Source organism: Martinezella sp. CNPSo 3957 (genome assembly GCF_057784395.1).
On the sequence record NZ_JBXSOU010000015.1, the window covers coordinates 102,862 to 118,058 of the forward strand.

The following is a 15,197-nucleotide window of genomic DNA, read 5'->3' on the forward strand; positions in this document are numbered from 1 at the left end:
GGAGCAGAAAGTTGACGCAGCAAAGAATTCTATCTGAAATTGAAGCAGCCGTTGCTTCGGGCCAAGGTGCTACCTTTTCCGATATCGAATTTTCCTCCGACCCACGGCTTCGGAGTAAGAAAAAATATGCGGAAGTAATCGCTCCTTTCAATGTTCATATTAAGAATACTTCATGGGTTGGTATCAATTTTAAGAACTGCTCTATATCCGGCCTCGCATTTTCCGATGTACGTTTGCGAGATTGCACCTTTGAAAATTGTCTTCTGGCTGTTCGCAATTGGGGAAGTTTTTATAAGGATAGCAGGTTTATTTCATGCGATATGAAGAGCTTTTCGCTCGGCGCCGATGATCCTTCGAACGCAAATACTTTCGAAAACGTCATATTTGAGAAATGCAATATGCAGGGCCGCGCTGTCGATTATTCGAAGTTCGAGAAAAGCGCTTTTTTGAATTGCCGATTAGATCGTGTTGAGTTTCGGCAAGCTACAATATCAAACTCAACGTTTACGGGGAAACTAGACGACGTCGTGTTTGGACGAGACTATACCCAAAGGCCAACCAGTATAAATGGCGCCGACTTTAGCAAAGCGACGCTGAGTTATTGCATCTTTCCCCATACTCAGGTTTCGCACATCCTTGCACCCGAAAACCCTAAGAATCATGTAATCAAGCGGTTTAAGGAGTTCGTTGCTGAACTTGATCGCGCTATCAAAGCAGATTCAAATATCGGAGACGTGCCGTTGGCAGGAATTTTCACCACCGAGTACACATCTGGGTCCAATTTCGGAATTCTCAATGAAGACGATTTCCGGGAATTGCTAAAGCCGAAAGGACAGGCACTGCTTGCCCAGATGTTGAGCGACCCCATATGGCGAGAGTGAATTCTCGGTGCGTTATTAATGGTCCGGGCAACTTACCAGCGTTTTATTGTATGATGTAGATATAGCGTCCAAGTGATCATATACTAAAACGCGAGGTTCTGGTGCTGTTATGATGGCGAATAAGATGCGGGGCGGGATGCGCAATCTAGCCTTGCGGAACCGGTTATACCCTACGAAGTCGTACGCGTAGACTGTATTAAGGCGTCATAACGATCGCTGCGCTAGGCCAAAAATTGTTGAACGGCCGGGCCACACATAGGTTCTTAGATAAACAGCATCTATCTCACCCGATTTTGGGGGAGTGACTACCACGTGATTCTCGATGCGGCAGATTCGGCCGCTCGCTGACGCCCCTTTGGGTGGACATTGCGACTGCGGATCAAAGCCGGAGATTGGAGGCCTTTAGGGCGCTTGTGCGCCAGGTCTTCATTCATATGCCAGAAACGAGCAGTCTTCTTCTGGAGAGAATGACCGATGCCTATCTCGTCAAAGTACGAGGCGATGTGGCGCTCGTTACCGACCGGCAGGCGGACGATCAGGTTTTATCCTACAGGGGATTTGCTCCGACGGGTAAATCCATGTTCGGCGGAAGCGTTGGGACTTTCTACAAAGCGCTCGACGGCTTCTGCGGCTTCCCTTCTATGGGTGGCTTGCTGCCGGAAGGAGAAATCCGTCCGATAGGTAAGGACGGTAACGAGTATTGGACGGAGCCGTCTTCGAAGTTATTCGAGACCGTCAAATCAAAGGATTATTTTCACATATTCAACAGCGGCGGAAAGGGACAGGGCTATATCAGCCTTCACAGCACCGTTGTTGATGATCCGGAGGGATTGCTTCTCTGGGTTGACGATGACGAACCCATGACAGATATGGATTTCTGGGATCTTTTTGACAATTGGACTTCCATCGCAATGGAAGACAATTGATCGAGTGGTGTGGAAGCATTCCATGATGTCGCCCCGTCGATTTCCAAGGTATATGCTTCTTTGCGATAGAGGAGCGAGAGGTTGTCCGGTATCTAGTGCACCTCAACGGCGGAGCACAATTTTTCGTCGGAATCGTTCATTCTGACAGAGGCCGTGTTGCTTGAGATCGTATATGCTGAGTGTCACCATAACGCTAGGGATCGCACTGGCAGCCGCACTTTGTCAGCGGACCCTAAGGAACTGCTGACTCGAGCACTGAACGTGAGTTCTCACTTGGAGGCCGTCAGTGCAAGACGCGGCAAGTCTCCTCTTAAAGAAAGGACGCGGAACGCACAGGTCGCAATGATCGGGATATTGCAAATGCGCATGTCGAATTGAATAGACGTAGGCGGGTCATGCCAGCAATTCATGAAAATTTGCAATACGCGTTGGAAGAATACGGCCCAGTAAAGCAAATCCGATTTGCGTCTAAACCAGAGCTTTCGGAGTTGCGTCGAATGCTACCGCAGACGATTGTCGATTTCATTGAGGAGAAGGGGTTTTGCTCCTTTCACAATGGTCTATTTACCATGTGCAGCCCAGATGAGATGAGGGCTGTCACCGCGTTAGTGTTCGGTGCAGACAACGATTTCCATCACAGGAGCTGCCATGTGTTCGGCTACACTGCCTTCGGCGTTCTTTATTGTTGGTCGGATAAGCTCTACAATTTTCGGATAGAATTACCGTTAAGTGTTATTTACTGCCGAGCTCTTACAACGCCAGAAAACTGGCCGCCCCAAGCAAGCGCAGAGCATCTTGCGTCGGGCATGTTTCCAGATGAAGAAGAGGCAGATTTTTTGGACGCTAACGGCAATCCCATGTTTGCCGCATGTCAACGCGCTTACGGTGCGAATGAAGCGAACGAGTGCTATGGTTTCTTCCCTGCTTTGGCGATTGCCGGTGCTTTCGGCCCAGCGCAAGACTTAAAGCACATCAAGCGAATTAAGGCACTCGAGCACTTCACTTTCCTTGCGCAGTTGCGGCAATTCTATCTTATGAAGCCCGTTTCAGGCGGCCTGCAGGCGGTACGTCCCATCGGTTAGCTAAGGTCGAAGACATATTTCCGCTCTTTCGTTTCCTGAGGTCGCTTCATGGTGTGGTAGGCTAAGGATGTGGACTGGGCCAACCTGAGCGGGCCTTCAATCCTTTGAAGACTGGATTCCGCGAGTTACCGCTGGCGCGGGATCGGAGCGGCCGATTGGCCCAAGCTATATCTTTGGATTACACTCGGATAATATATTATTGAAATGAATAAACTTTGCGAAGAGATAGCGCGCAAATATGGTAAGCCGGCTTTATCCGTCTCTTTTACGGAACAGGAGCATTTAGCGCTTCAAAAAGTCATTCCAGGTGAAATTGCCGATTTTTGTTTCACTATTGGTCGGTCGGTATTGCGTGAAGGGCTTATTCAATCGTGTCATCCTGATGATATGAGGGAAGTTCTTGCACTTATTTTCGGCGCTGACCGGGATTTTTCACACGATAATTGCCATGCTTTTGCTTATTCCGCTTTTGGAGTTATTTTCTTTTGGATGAAAGATTATGGATACGGCAATATCAGTGTTTATGAAGGCCGTTTGACGCAGAAGAATTTTGTGAAGGGGCAGCCTGCAGGAGCGACGGCTGCCAATGCGGTTTCAGTCCCGTTCTGGTTATCGGATCAGGCGCTGGATTTTGAGGACGGAGTCGGCAAACCACTATTCAAGCGAGCTTCTAAGAAGCTCGGATTTCTTGAAACTGGAGAATGTTACGGATTCGTGCCTGCTTTGGCTCTCGGAAGAGTTTCAGATATCGCCCACCTCAAGCGCCTAAAGGCGTCCGAGCATTTTGCTATCGTCGCGCAGACTATGGAATACAATCTTATCGACGTTCAGGGATATGGCCAGTCCGTGGTCGTGCGCCCAATAGGGCCGCGATTGCCTTTTCGCAAGTCCTCGCGAAGCGAGCGGTGCGATGAGCAACTTAACCTGACGTGCGACCGCGGTTTGCGTATTGTGGATTTGGGGGGAAGCGGGACGCCTAATGAGTGTCGAACTAAAAATATGTGGCGAAAAATAACGATAGCATGGATGGTAAATGCTAGATTCTTTTTTGCAAACACGATCGACGAAATTGGGCCGCCACAGAGATGCGTTCCACTGACAGCTGAGCAGGATGCTCGTCTTTCCAAATGTCTGCCGAGCACCTTTCTGGAATTTTTGCGCGCGTACGGGCTGGGTGACTATTTCGATCGAAAGGTACAATATTGTGATCCAGCAGAATTCTCGCCCATCCTTGCTTTGGTTTTCGGTGCGGATTCGGATTTAGTCATAAGGATTGCTTCGTCGTCGCGCATTCTGCGTTTGGTCGGCTCATCTGTTGGTCCGAGCGACGTGACCATTTCGAGATCGATCTTATTGATATGAGATTGACATCCAGCAAGCTTGCACCAACCCAATTCATTCTGCCTTCAGGCTTTGAAAAGCGGGAACGCAGTTCGGATCCAAACATCCTAGCTCGGTCACTACTCGTCTCAGATCGACGAGATTGTGAAGAATTCGACGCTCAGGGCAATCCCATGTTCGACCGCTGTGTATCATCTTACGGCTCGTTGGAACGCGGCGAATGCTACGGTTACTTTCCGGCGGTTGCGACAGTTGGTCTAGATAGTCCTATGCGTCGGCTCGACAACGTGAGGCGTGTAAAGGCGCTTGAGCATTTCGCCATCCTCGCCCGGTTGGGCACCTTCCATTTGATGAAACTAGAAAGGGGGCAATATACAGCAATACGCCCGATTGGATGATTGTCGTTGGCAGCCGCTGCTATCGTTTCGGCTTTGGGCGGGGAACGCCGGGACAAGTGCAGACTGCAAAGACGATTGCCGGTGGTAGTCAGATGGTCCTTGGGGGCGTTGCAGGGCAGGTAGAATACAAAGCAGACGAGCCAAACCGCGGTCCGAACTGCCGGAGCCATGTCCGATGATGTGGCGAGGACAGAAGCGGGAACCATAGCTAAGGAAGCGGAGGAAGCTGCCGAGAGTACGGCTAAGGTCAGTGGCGAGCAGGGAGCTAGAAGCACGCAAGCCGGCTCATATAAAGAAATGCGTAAGAAATTGAAAGGGACAGGTGAGCAAGCAAATCATATGAATCAAGACACGGCTTTTCGCGATGTGATTCCGAGCGATGAGGGCATTGCAAATGCAATGAAAGGAAATGCGTTTAAAGACATAGGCTCACCACATTATGAATTCCATAAATCTTTGGAAGGCTTTTGGGATCAATATCGTGCAGGCGGAACGCTGGAAGGAGCAATTCCGACGGTGGGCGAATATGATAACGCTTTGCGCCAAGCTTTGAAAGCCGGCGGATACTCGCCCGCCGAAGTTGATAACCTAGCTGGCTTAGCAGCGCGGAACCGAGCAGCTTACGGCTTGAACGCGGATGACCTAGTGCCTAGGATACCAGGGCGCATAAACCAATCTAAGTAATTTGGGAGAAAACTTTGACTGAGCCCAATTCTCGTACGATTGCGACGTTGGATAAGCTGGATTCTGTCGACTGGTTTGCAAATGTAGGAAAGAAAGACCAGAATCACGCAGAGTATGTGAATTCATGGGCCGACGCTATAAAATCCTGCTCAGCAACTGAGTGGGAAAATCTTACTTTAGAGGCCGCTAATCAAATGCGGGAACGGATTAGAGAGAAGAGTAAAGAGAGACTAAATCAATGGAATAGTATTTTAAAAGTGGTAAAGCCTCTTTCGGATGCTCTTGTCAGGGATAAGGCGGAAAATATTTCAATATCAAATAAGCTCCCTGAGACATTTTTGAAATGTATCAGGTGGGATATATTTCACTTGTGCATGGAAGCTGAATATTCCGATCTTGTGGACCCCGCATTTTTTTCCTCTGTTTCGTTCTATTATTTTCATGGACACTTTCCGTGTGGCTTCTCTGGCGCCTTTCCTCAGGGAAAGTTTGTTATATATTAGGTCTGCCGAGCTATAAATTTCCACTGTAAATCTGAGACGAATTCGGCAGGCTTGCGATTTAACGAGAAGATAGGCCATCGCTCACGGGGTCAGCGATCTTCTTGAGGCGTTCCACGGGGGCTCTGTTGCAAGAATTCCGGTTGGTTGGAGAGGTCCTGTTTTCTCTGCCGTTACGCGGCCTGACCTTCGAGATTTGAAGCGAGTAGGGCGACGGCTTCCGTCAAGGCGCTCGGTCCGATACCGAAAGCGCGTTCAACGATGCGAGCTTCTCCACAGATGTCGCCGCTCAGATTGAAGATGGATGCCTGACCCTTGCGCAAGGCGCGCATGACCTCAAAACCTTTGATTGTCGCATAGGCCGTTTTCAGCGTTTTGTATCCTCTCACCGGTTTGATCAACTGTTTCAGTTTGCCGTGATCGGCCTCTGCGACATTGTTCAGGTATTTGATCTGCCGATGCACCAGCTCTTCCGCGCATTTGCCTTCGGCCTTCAGTGCTGAAATCGCGATGCCGTAGGTCGGGGCCTTGTCGGTGTTGATGACAGCCGGCATTTCCCAATCCTTCAAACCATTTACGGCTTTGCCAAGAAAGCGCTTCGCTGCTTTGGCGTTCGGGGTTGGCGACAGATAGAAATCGATCGTGTTGCCGAATTTGTCGACGGCTCGCTATAAGTACGTCCATTGCCCGCGAACCTTCACATAGGTTTCGTCGACGCGCCAGCTTGTTGACTGCGGTCGACGCCAGTGCCAGCGCAGCCGCTTTTCCATCTCCGGTGCATATTTCTGAACCCAGCGGTAAATCGTGGAATGATCCACGGGGCACGCCCCGCTCGCCCATCATCTGTTCAAGATCGCGGTAACTGACACCGTAGCGGCAGTACCAGCGGACTGCCCAAAGGATAATCTCACCCTGAAAATGGCGCCACTTGAAATCGCTCATCAAAAATCTCGCTGCAAATTGTCTGCGCTCAATCCACCATTAGCGAGGCTTTTGCAACAGAGCTGGTTTCATCCATATGCCACTTGCCGCTGACCAGCCGTTTTCGATGGTTGAACCGTTCAAGCAGCAATGGCGAAAAATGAGCCACCCACCGGTTTTGGAGCAGGCATCTCGACAGCGTTTGCTATACTAGATTTAAGAAATTAGTATAATTAGAATAGAGGTTGGTAGTGACTGGTAGACATCGTCGTGGTTCCTCGGTGTCGAGCGTGGTCGCAACAAGGAGGAATTTACAGCTTCTGACGCGGAAATGCTCAAGGTAATCACGCCGCATCTGCGCCGTGCCATAGAGCTCAGCCTATCTATCGGGCAGGCCAACCTGCTCTCCTCGATCCTGCAATATATGTCGGTCGGAGTCCTCGCAATCGACAGGTCACAGCGGGTCATCAGCCCGAACGGGACGGCCGAGCAAATCCTGACCAGCTCAGAAAGCGGGTTAGCGCTGAGAAGAGGTCGCCTTGTCGCGTCCAACTCTTTGAAAAACGCACGATTGCAGCAATTGATTGCGGCGGCTTGCGCCGCGCGGGATCGCTTGACCGTGGGTGGCAACATCATTTTCGGTACAACGGGCGTCAATGGCGCGCCTATGCTCTCGGTTTCGATTGCCCCGGCCGGCATCGGACATTTTGCGGCGTTCTCTATAACCCCCTGCGCTATGGTGATCCTGCGCAAAATCACGCCGGACCTACCGGAAGGCTTTGTCGGCGACCTGCAGAGGATATTCGATCTGACCCTAAGGGAGGCGGGCATAGCCGTCGCTCTCATGGCGGGCCGGTCGCTCAAAGACATAGCGAACGACGCGGGGATTCAATTCAGCACGGCGCGGACCCATCTTGAGCGGATATTCCGCAAGACGGGCGCGAGACAACAGAGCCAGCTTGTCGCAGTCCTGAAAAATCTGCAGATGACGTAGCAGCGCGGCTGAACGCGGCTCCCTTCCATCAATGAAAACGCGAGCGACCGGCTCTGTTGCAAGAATTCCGGTTGGTCGGAGAGGTCCTATTTTCTTTGCCGTTACGCGGCCTGACCTTCGAGATTTGATGCGAGCAGGGCGACGGCTTCCGTCAAGGCGCTCGGTCCGATACCGAAAGCGCGTTCAACGATGCGAGCTTCTCCACAGATGTCGCCGCTCAGATTGAAGATGGATGCCTGACTTGAAGTGCACCCCGATTTTGGGCCAGCGGGAGCTGGAATTTTTCGGGGTTAAGGCTCAGCTCGGCGGGGGTGCCGATGAGCCGTTCATGAGCGAAATCGGCACCTTGTTGCCGATCACACCATGAGGTCTTTCCTCATTGTAGTATCTACGCCAATCCTCCATCTTCGAGCGCGCGTCGTCATCCGCCATTGCGACGCAATAGCGTGGGGACATGAACCAATGAGCGTTCAGGCACTCGGCGCGAAACTTGCCATTGTAGCGGTTGTCTGTCGGCTTTCCTAGCCGTGAGAAGTCGAGAACGACACCCTTATGAAACGACACCCTTGTGATAAGCCCATAGATCAAGGTCTCGGGAGATGAATTCGCTGCCATTATCGACACGAATGGACGCCGGATAACCGACTTGCCGGCACACCCGCTCAAGGGTCTGCACCACGTCTTCGCCTCGATGGCTGAAGCGTGCATCGACTGCTGGCGAGAAGCGCGAGAAGGTATCGACCACCGTCAGCACCCGGATCTTTCGCCCGGTGGCCAACTGGTCATGAACGAAATCTATCGCCCAGACGTGATTGGAATGGGTCGGCTCCGTCCGGTCGGCTCGCAGCTTCGCCTTGATCCGACGCTTGGGAACCTTGTTGCGGAGTTGCAGGTCCATCTCCTTGTAAAGGCGATAGATTCGCTTCGGGTTGACGAGCCAGCCCTCACGCTTGATCAGGACATGCACGCGCCTATAGCCGTAGCCACCCGTGTCTGGCAGATGTCTTTGATCTTCAACTTCAGTTCGGCCTGCTCGCCGCGCCTGGACTTGTAGACATAAAGCGCCCGCTCGACCTTCAACACCGAACATGCACGCCGGATCGAGACCTTCCAGTCTGCCTTGACCGTGTCGACAAGCTTGCGCTTGCGGGCAGGCTTCAGAGCTTTTTTGACAGCACGTCCTGAAGCATCGCCTTGTCCAGCGACAAGTCGGCACCAATCCGCTTCAGCTTCGCGTTCTCCTTCTCGAGCTGCCGCAGCCGCTTCATCTATGACGGCATCAGGCCGACATACTTCTTGCGCCAATCCTCTTGCGCCAATTGTAGAAGGTCGCGTCCGAAATTCCGGCCTTGCGGCAGATCTCACCGATCGGCGTACCGTCCTCTGCCTGCTTCAATACCAACGCGATCTGTGCTTCCGAAAACTTCGAGGCCTTCATCGAATTCTCCTCTTCTTCCCCGCGGGGATCATAAGTGGAAAATTCCAGTTCTAAGTGGCCTATTTTAACGGTGGCACGTCACCGCCGCTGTGCCTGACGGGGGAGGGGTGGACAAGATCGTACGCACGAGGTGGGGGCGATCGAACGCGTCCTGTAAGGCGAAGAGCTCACGACGCCATCAAAACAGCCGGCATTCGGGTGGCGTGGCATACCATCTTTCATAGGGAGGTGGGGAGGGAATTTCCTCCTGACCGTTGGAAGACGGATCGGCTGCTGCGATGCCTTAATGTTAAACCATAATGAACAAAAATTCGGGGGTGAGGATCATCCTAACGATCGGGAACAAAGTGGGAGCCACCATTGAACGAACGATTAAGGATAGAAAACCTCTACAAGGTTTTCTCTGACCGGCCCGAAAAGGCCATGGATCTCCTGAAGGCCGGTGCCGGAAAAGAGCAGGTTCTGGCCGAGACGATGGCCGTTGTTGGGCTGAACGACGTATCCCTGACGGTGCCGGCCGGGGCGATGTACATGATCATGGGCCTGTCCGGCTCCGGAAAGTCCACGCTGGCGCGCTGCATCAATCGCCTTAACGAGCCGACTGCGGGCAAGATCCTGCTTGACGGTCGTGATATCGTACCGCTGAAGCCGGCCGAGCTGCGCGAAATTCGCCGCCGCCGCGTCTCCATGGTATTCCAGCATTTCGCCTTGTTGCCGAACAAGACCGTGGTCGAAAATGCCGAATTCGGCCTGAAGATGCGTGGCGTGCCGCTGCAGCAGCGCCGCAAGCGGGCAGAAGAGATCCTTTCGATCGTCGGCCTTGCCAAGTGGGGAAAACATTATCCGCACGAGCTTTCCGGCGGCATGCGCCAGCGTGTCGGCCTCGCTCGTGCGTTGGCAACGGATGCCGACTTGCTGATTATGGACGAAGCGTTCAGCGCGCTCGATCCGCTGATCCGCTCCGAAATGCAGGACGAGCTGCTGCGTCTGCAGCGGACTCTCAACAAGACCATCGTCTTCATCACCCACGATTTCCAGGAGGCTCTGAAACTCGGTACCCGAATCGCGATCATGAAGGACGGCGCCGTGGTCCGCGAAGGTACGCCGCAGGCAATCGTCGCTGATCCTGGCAATGAATATGTGAGCGCCTTCACCCGGGACGTCGACCGGTCGCGGGTTTTCGAGGTCCGCGCCGTCATGCAGCGATGCGAGGCCATCGGCAGGTCTGGCGAAATCCAGATTGTCGGGCAGACAACGAGCGAAACCAAAAGGACCGGCTTTGCACTCGATCCTTCCGGTCGGGTCGTTGGCCTGCTGGACGAGGTGGCACTTTCGAAGTTCGATGCAGGTTCAGCCTTCGAAGGCTTAATGTCGAGCGATTTCGTTAAGGTCCGGGAGAATACCAAACTGATCGACGCGGCACGGATAAACCGGCCTCAACAGCCCATGGCCGTTGTGGACGAGGACGACCGGTTCGTTGGCCTCCTTCAGACCGGACATATCCTCGCCTGCATCGCCTCATCTTCCTCTACGGTCGCTTCGGCGCATGGTGTTCCCAATGTTTGATGCCAACGATCTTGCCGTATTCCCGGTCGATGTGTGGATTGCCGATGGCGTCCAGTGGCTTGCACTCAACCTGCGTCCGTTGTTTCTCGCCATCAAATGGCCGATCGAAAACCTGCTGACGTTCAATGACCATGTCCTGCATGCCGTCCCATTTCCGGTCTTCCTAATTCTGGCCTTCCTGACAGCCTACCGCCTTGCTTCTTTGGGCATCGCGCTCTTCACCGCAATCGCCTTCGTCATCATCGCCTCGCTTGGCGTCTGGGACGAGTCCATGACGACGCTGTCGCTGATCAGCACAGCAATCGTGATATCGACGGTCATCGGCCTTCCGATCGGCGTCTGGTGCGCGCTCAACAACAGTGTCTGGCAGGTGGTGCGACCGGTTCTTGATATCATGCAGACCACGCCGACCTTCGTCTATCTCGTGCCGGTGGTCATGCTCTTTGGCGTAGGCACGGTGCCCGGCGAAGTCGCGGTGGTGATTGCCGCGGCCCCGCCGCTTATCCGCTTCACCAATCTTGGCATCCGCATGGTCGAGACCGAAATGGTCGAGGCCGGCCTTGCCTTCGGCGCGGATCGCCGTCAACTGCTCTGGGAGATCCAGTTTCCGCTCGCGATCCCGACGATCCTCGGCGGCCTCAACCAGACGGTTCTGACAGCCATGGTCATGTCGGTCGTGGTGGCGATGATCGGTGCGGAAGGGCTAGGCCTTGTAGTTCTGCAGGGGCTCGGCCGTCTTGATGTTGGCCGTGCGGCAGTTGGCGGTATCGCGATCATTCTTCTTGCGATGATCCTCGACCGGATAACCCAGAAGCTCGCACTGCCGGCAACGTCGAAGGCTAAGCGTTCGCTTTGGACTGCCGTTTGCGCGGCGCTTGTAAGATCCCGGTCGAAGCCTGTTGGCGAGCCCGCTTGAGCCTCGCCGCACGGAAAGGGAGGCGCCATTCATGAAATCCAGGTGCCTGCGAGAACCTCGCATCCCAACTGTCTGCCTGAAATCCGGAGGACAAGGCGAAAAGCGCCCCCGAGACATCAATCCAAAACAAATAGAGGGAACCATGAGACTTAACATCAGATCAATCGCTCTGCTGGCATCGACGCTGGCGGCGGCATATGTGCCGGTTCTGTCGTCCGCTTCGGCCGACGAACTTCCCGGCAACGGCAAGACCATCCGCTATGCCCAATCCGACAGTCTCGGCGCTAACTATGTGGTCGCCAAGATCATGACGAAGGGCTTCGAAGCACTCGGCTACAAAGTCAAGCTCAGCACGGTCAACACGACGCTGTTCTTCCAGGCGGCGGCCCAAGGCGACCTTGATCTTGCGACCGACATCAACTTTCCGCAGCGCGAGCCGGGCTTCCGTAAGGTGGCCGACAAGGCGGACATGATCGGCAAGGGCATGATCGAGGGCGGCGGCATCAACGGCTATCTGATCGACAAGAAGACGGCCGACGCCTACAACATCAAGACGCTCGACCAGATGAAGGATCCGAAGATCGCGGCGCTTTTTGGTACTGACGGCAAGGCTGATCTCATCAACTGCGACCCGGGGTGGAGCTGCGGCGACGTCGTCGAATACCAGCTGGACAAGTTCGGCCTGAAGGACAACGTCAAGTCTGTTCGCGGCAAGTACGAGGCATTGATGGTGGAAGCCGTTGCCCGCGTGAAGCGTGGCGAGCCGGTATTCTTCTATGCCTGGAGCCCGTCCTGGATGAACAAGGCTTTGCAGCCGGGCAAGGAAGTAGTCTGGCTGCCCACGCCTTTCGACGCTCTGCCGCCGAGCGTACCGAGCAACGGCACCAATGCGGTTCCGAATGTCGACGGTTGCGCCGCGGGCGCCAACCCCTGCCGTATGGCCATGGCTGCCTGGAACTGGACGGCGGTCGGCAACAAGGACTTCTTGAAGGATAATCCAGCCGTGAAATCGCTTGTCGAACACGCCTCCTTCCCGCTTGCTACCTGGTCCACCTGGGAACAAGCGATTAGTCAGAAGGGCGGCAGCGATGCAACGATACGCGGTCTTTCCGATGCGTGGCTGAGGGAGAACAAGGCTCTCCTCGACGGTTGGGTCGCCGCGGCAAAATCCGCGCATTGATTGCATATCGACCCCGACATTCTCGACAGGATGGTGGAGGTGCGAAGGCATCTCCACCGTTTTCCTGAGCTCTCCAAAGTGGAGCGCGAGACGTGGCGTTTCCAGTTTGATCAGTTGACGGCGGCAGGAATAGATGACGCTACGCCCGTCGCTGGATACGGCTTGGTAGTCGTATCCGCGGGCAGACGGCCGGCGATATCCCGTGCAGAATCATGCGCGGGTTCGAACATCGAAGGCCCGCCGCCCGCCGGATTTATGTTGGCGGAGGCCGCAAAACCAAGCCCGCCCTGGATGGCAGCACCCAGATCTGTCAGGATGTCTCCAAACAGATTTGACGCAATGACGACATCGAAGCTTTCCGGCTGCATCACGAACCGCGCCGCGATAGCGTCAATATGGTAGCGGTTGACCTTGACGGCGGGATATTCGGTGGCAAGCCGTTCGGTGATCTCGTCCCAGGACACCATCGAATGTTTCTGCGCATTCGACTTCGTCACCGAGGCGAGGCGCTTGCTGCGCTAAATCGCATATTCGAAACCGGCTCTCAGGATACGTTCCACCCCGTGGCGTGTGAAAATCGAGGTTTCCACAGCGACCTCGTTGGCCGTGCCGCGACGTACACGGCCGCCGGCACCGCTATATTCGACCTCCGTGTTTTCCCGGATGCAGAGAATGTCGAAGTTCTCCGCCCGAAGCAGGCCTGTCGTTCCGGGCGGCAGCTTGTGCGGCCGCATGTTGATATAGAGATCGAAAGCCTTGCGGATCGGCAGGAGCAGACCGTGCAGTGAGACTTCATCCGGCACTTTTGCCGGCCAGCCGGCGGCACCGAGCAGGATGGAGTCGAACTTCCGCAACGTCTCGATCCCGTCCTCAGGCATCATCCGTCCGGTTTTGAGATAATAGTCGTAGGACCACTCGAAGCGCTCGGCATCCAGTGCGAAGCCGTGCTTCGAGGCAGCCTTCCGCAGGACGATCCAGGCAGCGTCGACCACTTTGGTGCCGATGCCATCTCCCGGTATCACGGCGATGCTGTAAGATTTTATGCGAATGTTTCCGTATCGCCGTGATCGTATCGGCGGCCGTCAGGCCGTGGCAAGTGCCTCGTCGACGATCGCCAGCGCTTCCTGGATCTGCTCGCTGGTGGTCACCAGTGGCGCAAGGAAACGAACGACGTTGCGATGTACGCCGCATTTGATGACCAGAAGCCCCGCCATGCAAGCCGCGTCGAGAATGCGCTGGGTGTGATCTGCGTCCGGTGCCTTGCTCTTGCGGTCCTTGACGATTTCCATTGCCAGCATGAAGCCGAGGCCGCGCACCTCGCCGACGAAGTCATATTTCTGCTGTAGCGATTCCAGACCGGCCTTCAGCTCCTCGGCACGTTGCCGGCCATTCTCCAGAAGATTGTCCTGTTCGAACGCCTCAAGTACGGCCAACGCCGCGGCACAGGAAATCGCGTTGCCGCCATAGGTGCCGCCGAGACCGCCGGGCAAGGGCGCATCGATGATCTCGGCCTTGCCGACAACGCCTGAAAGCGGGAAGCCTCCGGCGAGGCTTTTCGCCACCGTCACCAGATCCGGCTGGATGCCGGAATGCTGGAAACCAAACATCTTCCCGGTGCGGCCGAACCCGGTCTGGATCTCGTCAGCGATCAGCACAATGCCGTGTTTTTTGGTGATCTCGCGCAAGGCCTGCATGAACTCGACGGGCGCGGCCAGGAAACCGCCGTCGCCCTGTACCGGTTCGATGATGATAGCGGCAACGCGTTCCGGCATCGCTTCGGTGGCGAAGACTTCCTCAAGGGCCGCCAGTGCATCTTCCGTCGTCACGCCGTGATAGGCGTTCGGATAGGGAATATGGAAGACCTCCGGAGCGAAGGGACCGAAATTCTGCTTATAGGGCTGGCTCATGCCAGTCAGCGTGATGCCAAGTAGCGTGCGGCCGTGGAAACCGCCGCGAAAGGCGATGACAGCCGGCCGGTTAGTGTAACCGCGAGCGATCTTCACCGCGTTCTCGACAGCTTCTGCGCCGGTCGTGAAGAACACGCTCTTGTAACCATCACCGACGAGGCCGTTCAGCTTTTCCGACAGGGCGATATAGGGTTCATAGCCCACCACTTGGAAGCAGGCGTGCGTGACATTGTCGAGCTGCGCCTTCACGGCCTCGACGACACGCGGGTGGTTGTGGCCGATGTTCAGCACGCCGATTCCGCCAACGAAATCGAGATAACGGCGGCCTTCGACGTCCCAGAGTTCGCTGCCCTTGGCCTTCGCGGCGACTACCGGATGGGCGGTGACGATGCCTCGCGGGATGTTGTCCTGTCGGCGGGAGAGGAGGGAGGCGGTTTTCGACGCGGTTTCAGCCATGAGAGGC

The 15,197-nt window shown here is 54.8% G+C and carries 12 protein-coding genes and 4 pseudogenes; 11 read left to right on the forward strand and 5 right to left on the reverse strand.

What is annotated here, in order from left to right:
- Positions 1-11 precede the first annotated feature (11 nt).
- The 7 genes from AC13QE_RS26650 to AC13QE_RS26680 all read left to right on the forward strand — a co-directional run bounded on the left by AC13QE_RS26650 (position 12) and on the right by AC13QE_RS26680 (position 5,815).
- A complete protein-coding gene (locus AC13QE_RS26650; RefSeq protein ID WP_488485971.1) occupies positions 12-881 on the forward strand; it encodes a pentapeptide repeat-containing protein in 870 nt (289 codons plus the stop codon).
- Positions 882-1,348: 467 nt separating this feature from the next.
- Complete coding sequence (locus AC13QE_RS26655) at positions 1,349-1,807, forward strand: hypothetical protein (RefSeq protein ID WP_488485972.1); 459 nt, start codon at positions 1,349-1,351, stop codon at positions 1,805-1,807.
- 395 nt (positions 1,808-2,202) lie between these two features.
- Positions 2,203-2,889 carry a GAD-like domain-containing protein gene (locus tag AC13QE_RS26660; protein WP_488485973.1) on the forward strand — a complete coding sequence of 229 codons (687 nt, stop codon included), beginning with the start codon at positions 2,203-2,205 and terminating at the stop codon, positions 2,887-2,889.
- Between the two features lie 204 nt (positions 2,890-3,093).
- Positions 3,094-4,251 carry a GAD-like domain-containing protein gene (locus tag AC13QE_RS26665; protein ID WP_488485974.1) on the forward strand — a complete coding sequence of 386 codons (1,158 nt, stop codon included), beginning with the start codon at positions 3,094-3,096 and terminating at the stop codon, positions 4,249-4,251.
- A gap of 152 nt (positions 4,252-4,403) precedes the next feature.
- Positions 4,404-4,628 carry a hypothetical protein gene (locus tag AC13QE_RS26670; protein WP_488486016.1) on the forward strand — a complete coding sequence of 75 codons (225 nt, stop codon included), beginning with the start codon at positions 4,404-4,406 and terminating at the stop codon, positions 4,626-4,628.
- 168 nt (positions 4,629-4,796) lie between these two features.
- A complete protein-coding gene (locus tag AC13QE_RS26675) occupies positions 4,797-5,312 on the forward strand; it encodes a hypothetical protein (protein ID WP_488485975.1) in 516 nt (171 codons plus the stop codon).
- Between the two features lie 14 nt (positions 5,313-5,326).
- The gene (locus tag AC13QE_RS26680; RefSeq protein ID WP_488485976.1) at positions 5,327-5,815 is read left to right on the forward strand and encodes a hypothetical protein; all 489 of its coding nucleotides are present in this window, start codon (positions 5,327-5,329) and stop codon (positions 5,813-5,815) included.
- 170 nt (positions 5,816-5,985) lie between these two features.
- On the opposite strand, the pseudogene AC13QE_RS26685 reads toward AC13QE_RS26680, so the two are convergent.
- Positions 5,986-6,754 (reverse strand): annotated as a pseudogene (locus AC13QE_RS26685) (IS6 family transposase).
- A gap of 310 nt (positions 6,755-7,064) precedes the next feature.
- Between AC13QE_RS26685 and AC13QE_RS26690 the strand changes: the two are divergent.
- The gene (locus AC13QE_RS26690; protein ID WP_488485977.1) at positions 7,065-7,727 is read left to right on the forward strand and encodes a helix-turn-helix transcriptional regulator; all 663 of its coding nucleotides are present in this window, start codon (positions 7,065-7,067) and stop codon (positions 7,725-7,727) included.
- 101 nt (positions 7,728-7,828) lie between these two features.
- On the opposite strand, the pseudogene AC13QE_RS26695 reads toward AC13QE_RS26690, so the two are convergent.
- Positions 7,829-7,966 (reverse strand): annotated as a pseudogene (locus AC13QE_RS26695) (IS6 family transposase); the annotation flags it as partial.
- Between the two features lie 58 nt (positions 7,967-8,024).
- A pseudogene (locus AC13QE_RS26700) lies at positions 8,025-9,165 on the reverse strand (IS3 family transposase).
- A gap of 360 nt (positions 9,166-9,525) precedes the next feature.
- On the opposite strand from AC13QE_RS26700, the gene AC13QE_RS26705 reads away from it, so the two are divergent.
- The 3 genes from AC13QE_RS26705 to proX all read left to right on the forward strand — a co-directional run bounded on the left by AC13QE_RS26705 (position 9,526) and on the right by proX (position 12,827).
- Entirely contained in the window at positions 9,526-10,731 is a 1,206-nt protein-coding gene (locus AC13QE_RS26705) for a quaternary amine ABC transporter ATP-binding protein (RefSeq protein ID WP_488485978.1), read from the forward strand.
- Positions 10,724-11,647 carry an ABC transporter permease gene (locus AC13QE_RS26710; RefSeq protein ID WP_488485979.1) on the forward strand — a complete coding sequence of 308 codons (924 nt, stop codon included), beginning with the start codon at positions 10,724-10,726 and terminating at the stop codon, positions 11,645-11,647. Before AC13QE_RS26705 ends, AC13QE_RS26710 begins: the two co-directional genes overlap by 8 nt.
- A 142-nt stretch (positions 11,648-11,789) precedes the next feature.
- Positions 11,790-12,827, forward strand: a complete 1,038-nt coding sequence (proX, locus tag AC13QE_RS26715; protein WP_488485980.1) for a glycine betaine/L-proline ABC transporter substrate-binding protein ProX — start codon at positions 11,790-11,792, stop codon at positions 12,825-12,827.
- 191 nt (positions 12,828-13,018) lie between these two features.
- Here proX and AC13QE_RS26720 read toward each other — a convergent pair.
- Positions 13,019-13,870, reverse strand: a pseudogene (locus AC13QE_RS26720) (isocitrate/isopropylmalate family dehydrogenase); the annotation flags it as partial.
- Between the two features lie 39 nt (positions 13,871-13,909).
- Complete coding sequence (gene gabT, locus AC13QE_RS26725; RefSeq protein ID WP_488485981.1) at positions 13,910-15,190, reverse strand: 4-aminobutyrate--2-oxoglutarate transaminase; 1,281 nt, start codon at positions 15,188-15,190, stop codon at positions 13,910-13,912.
- Between the last annotated feature and the right edge of the window lie 7 nt (positions 15,191-15,197).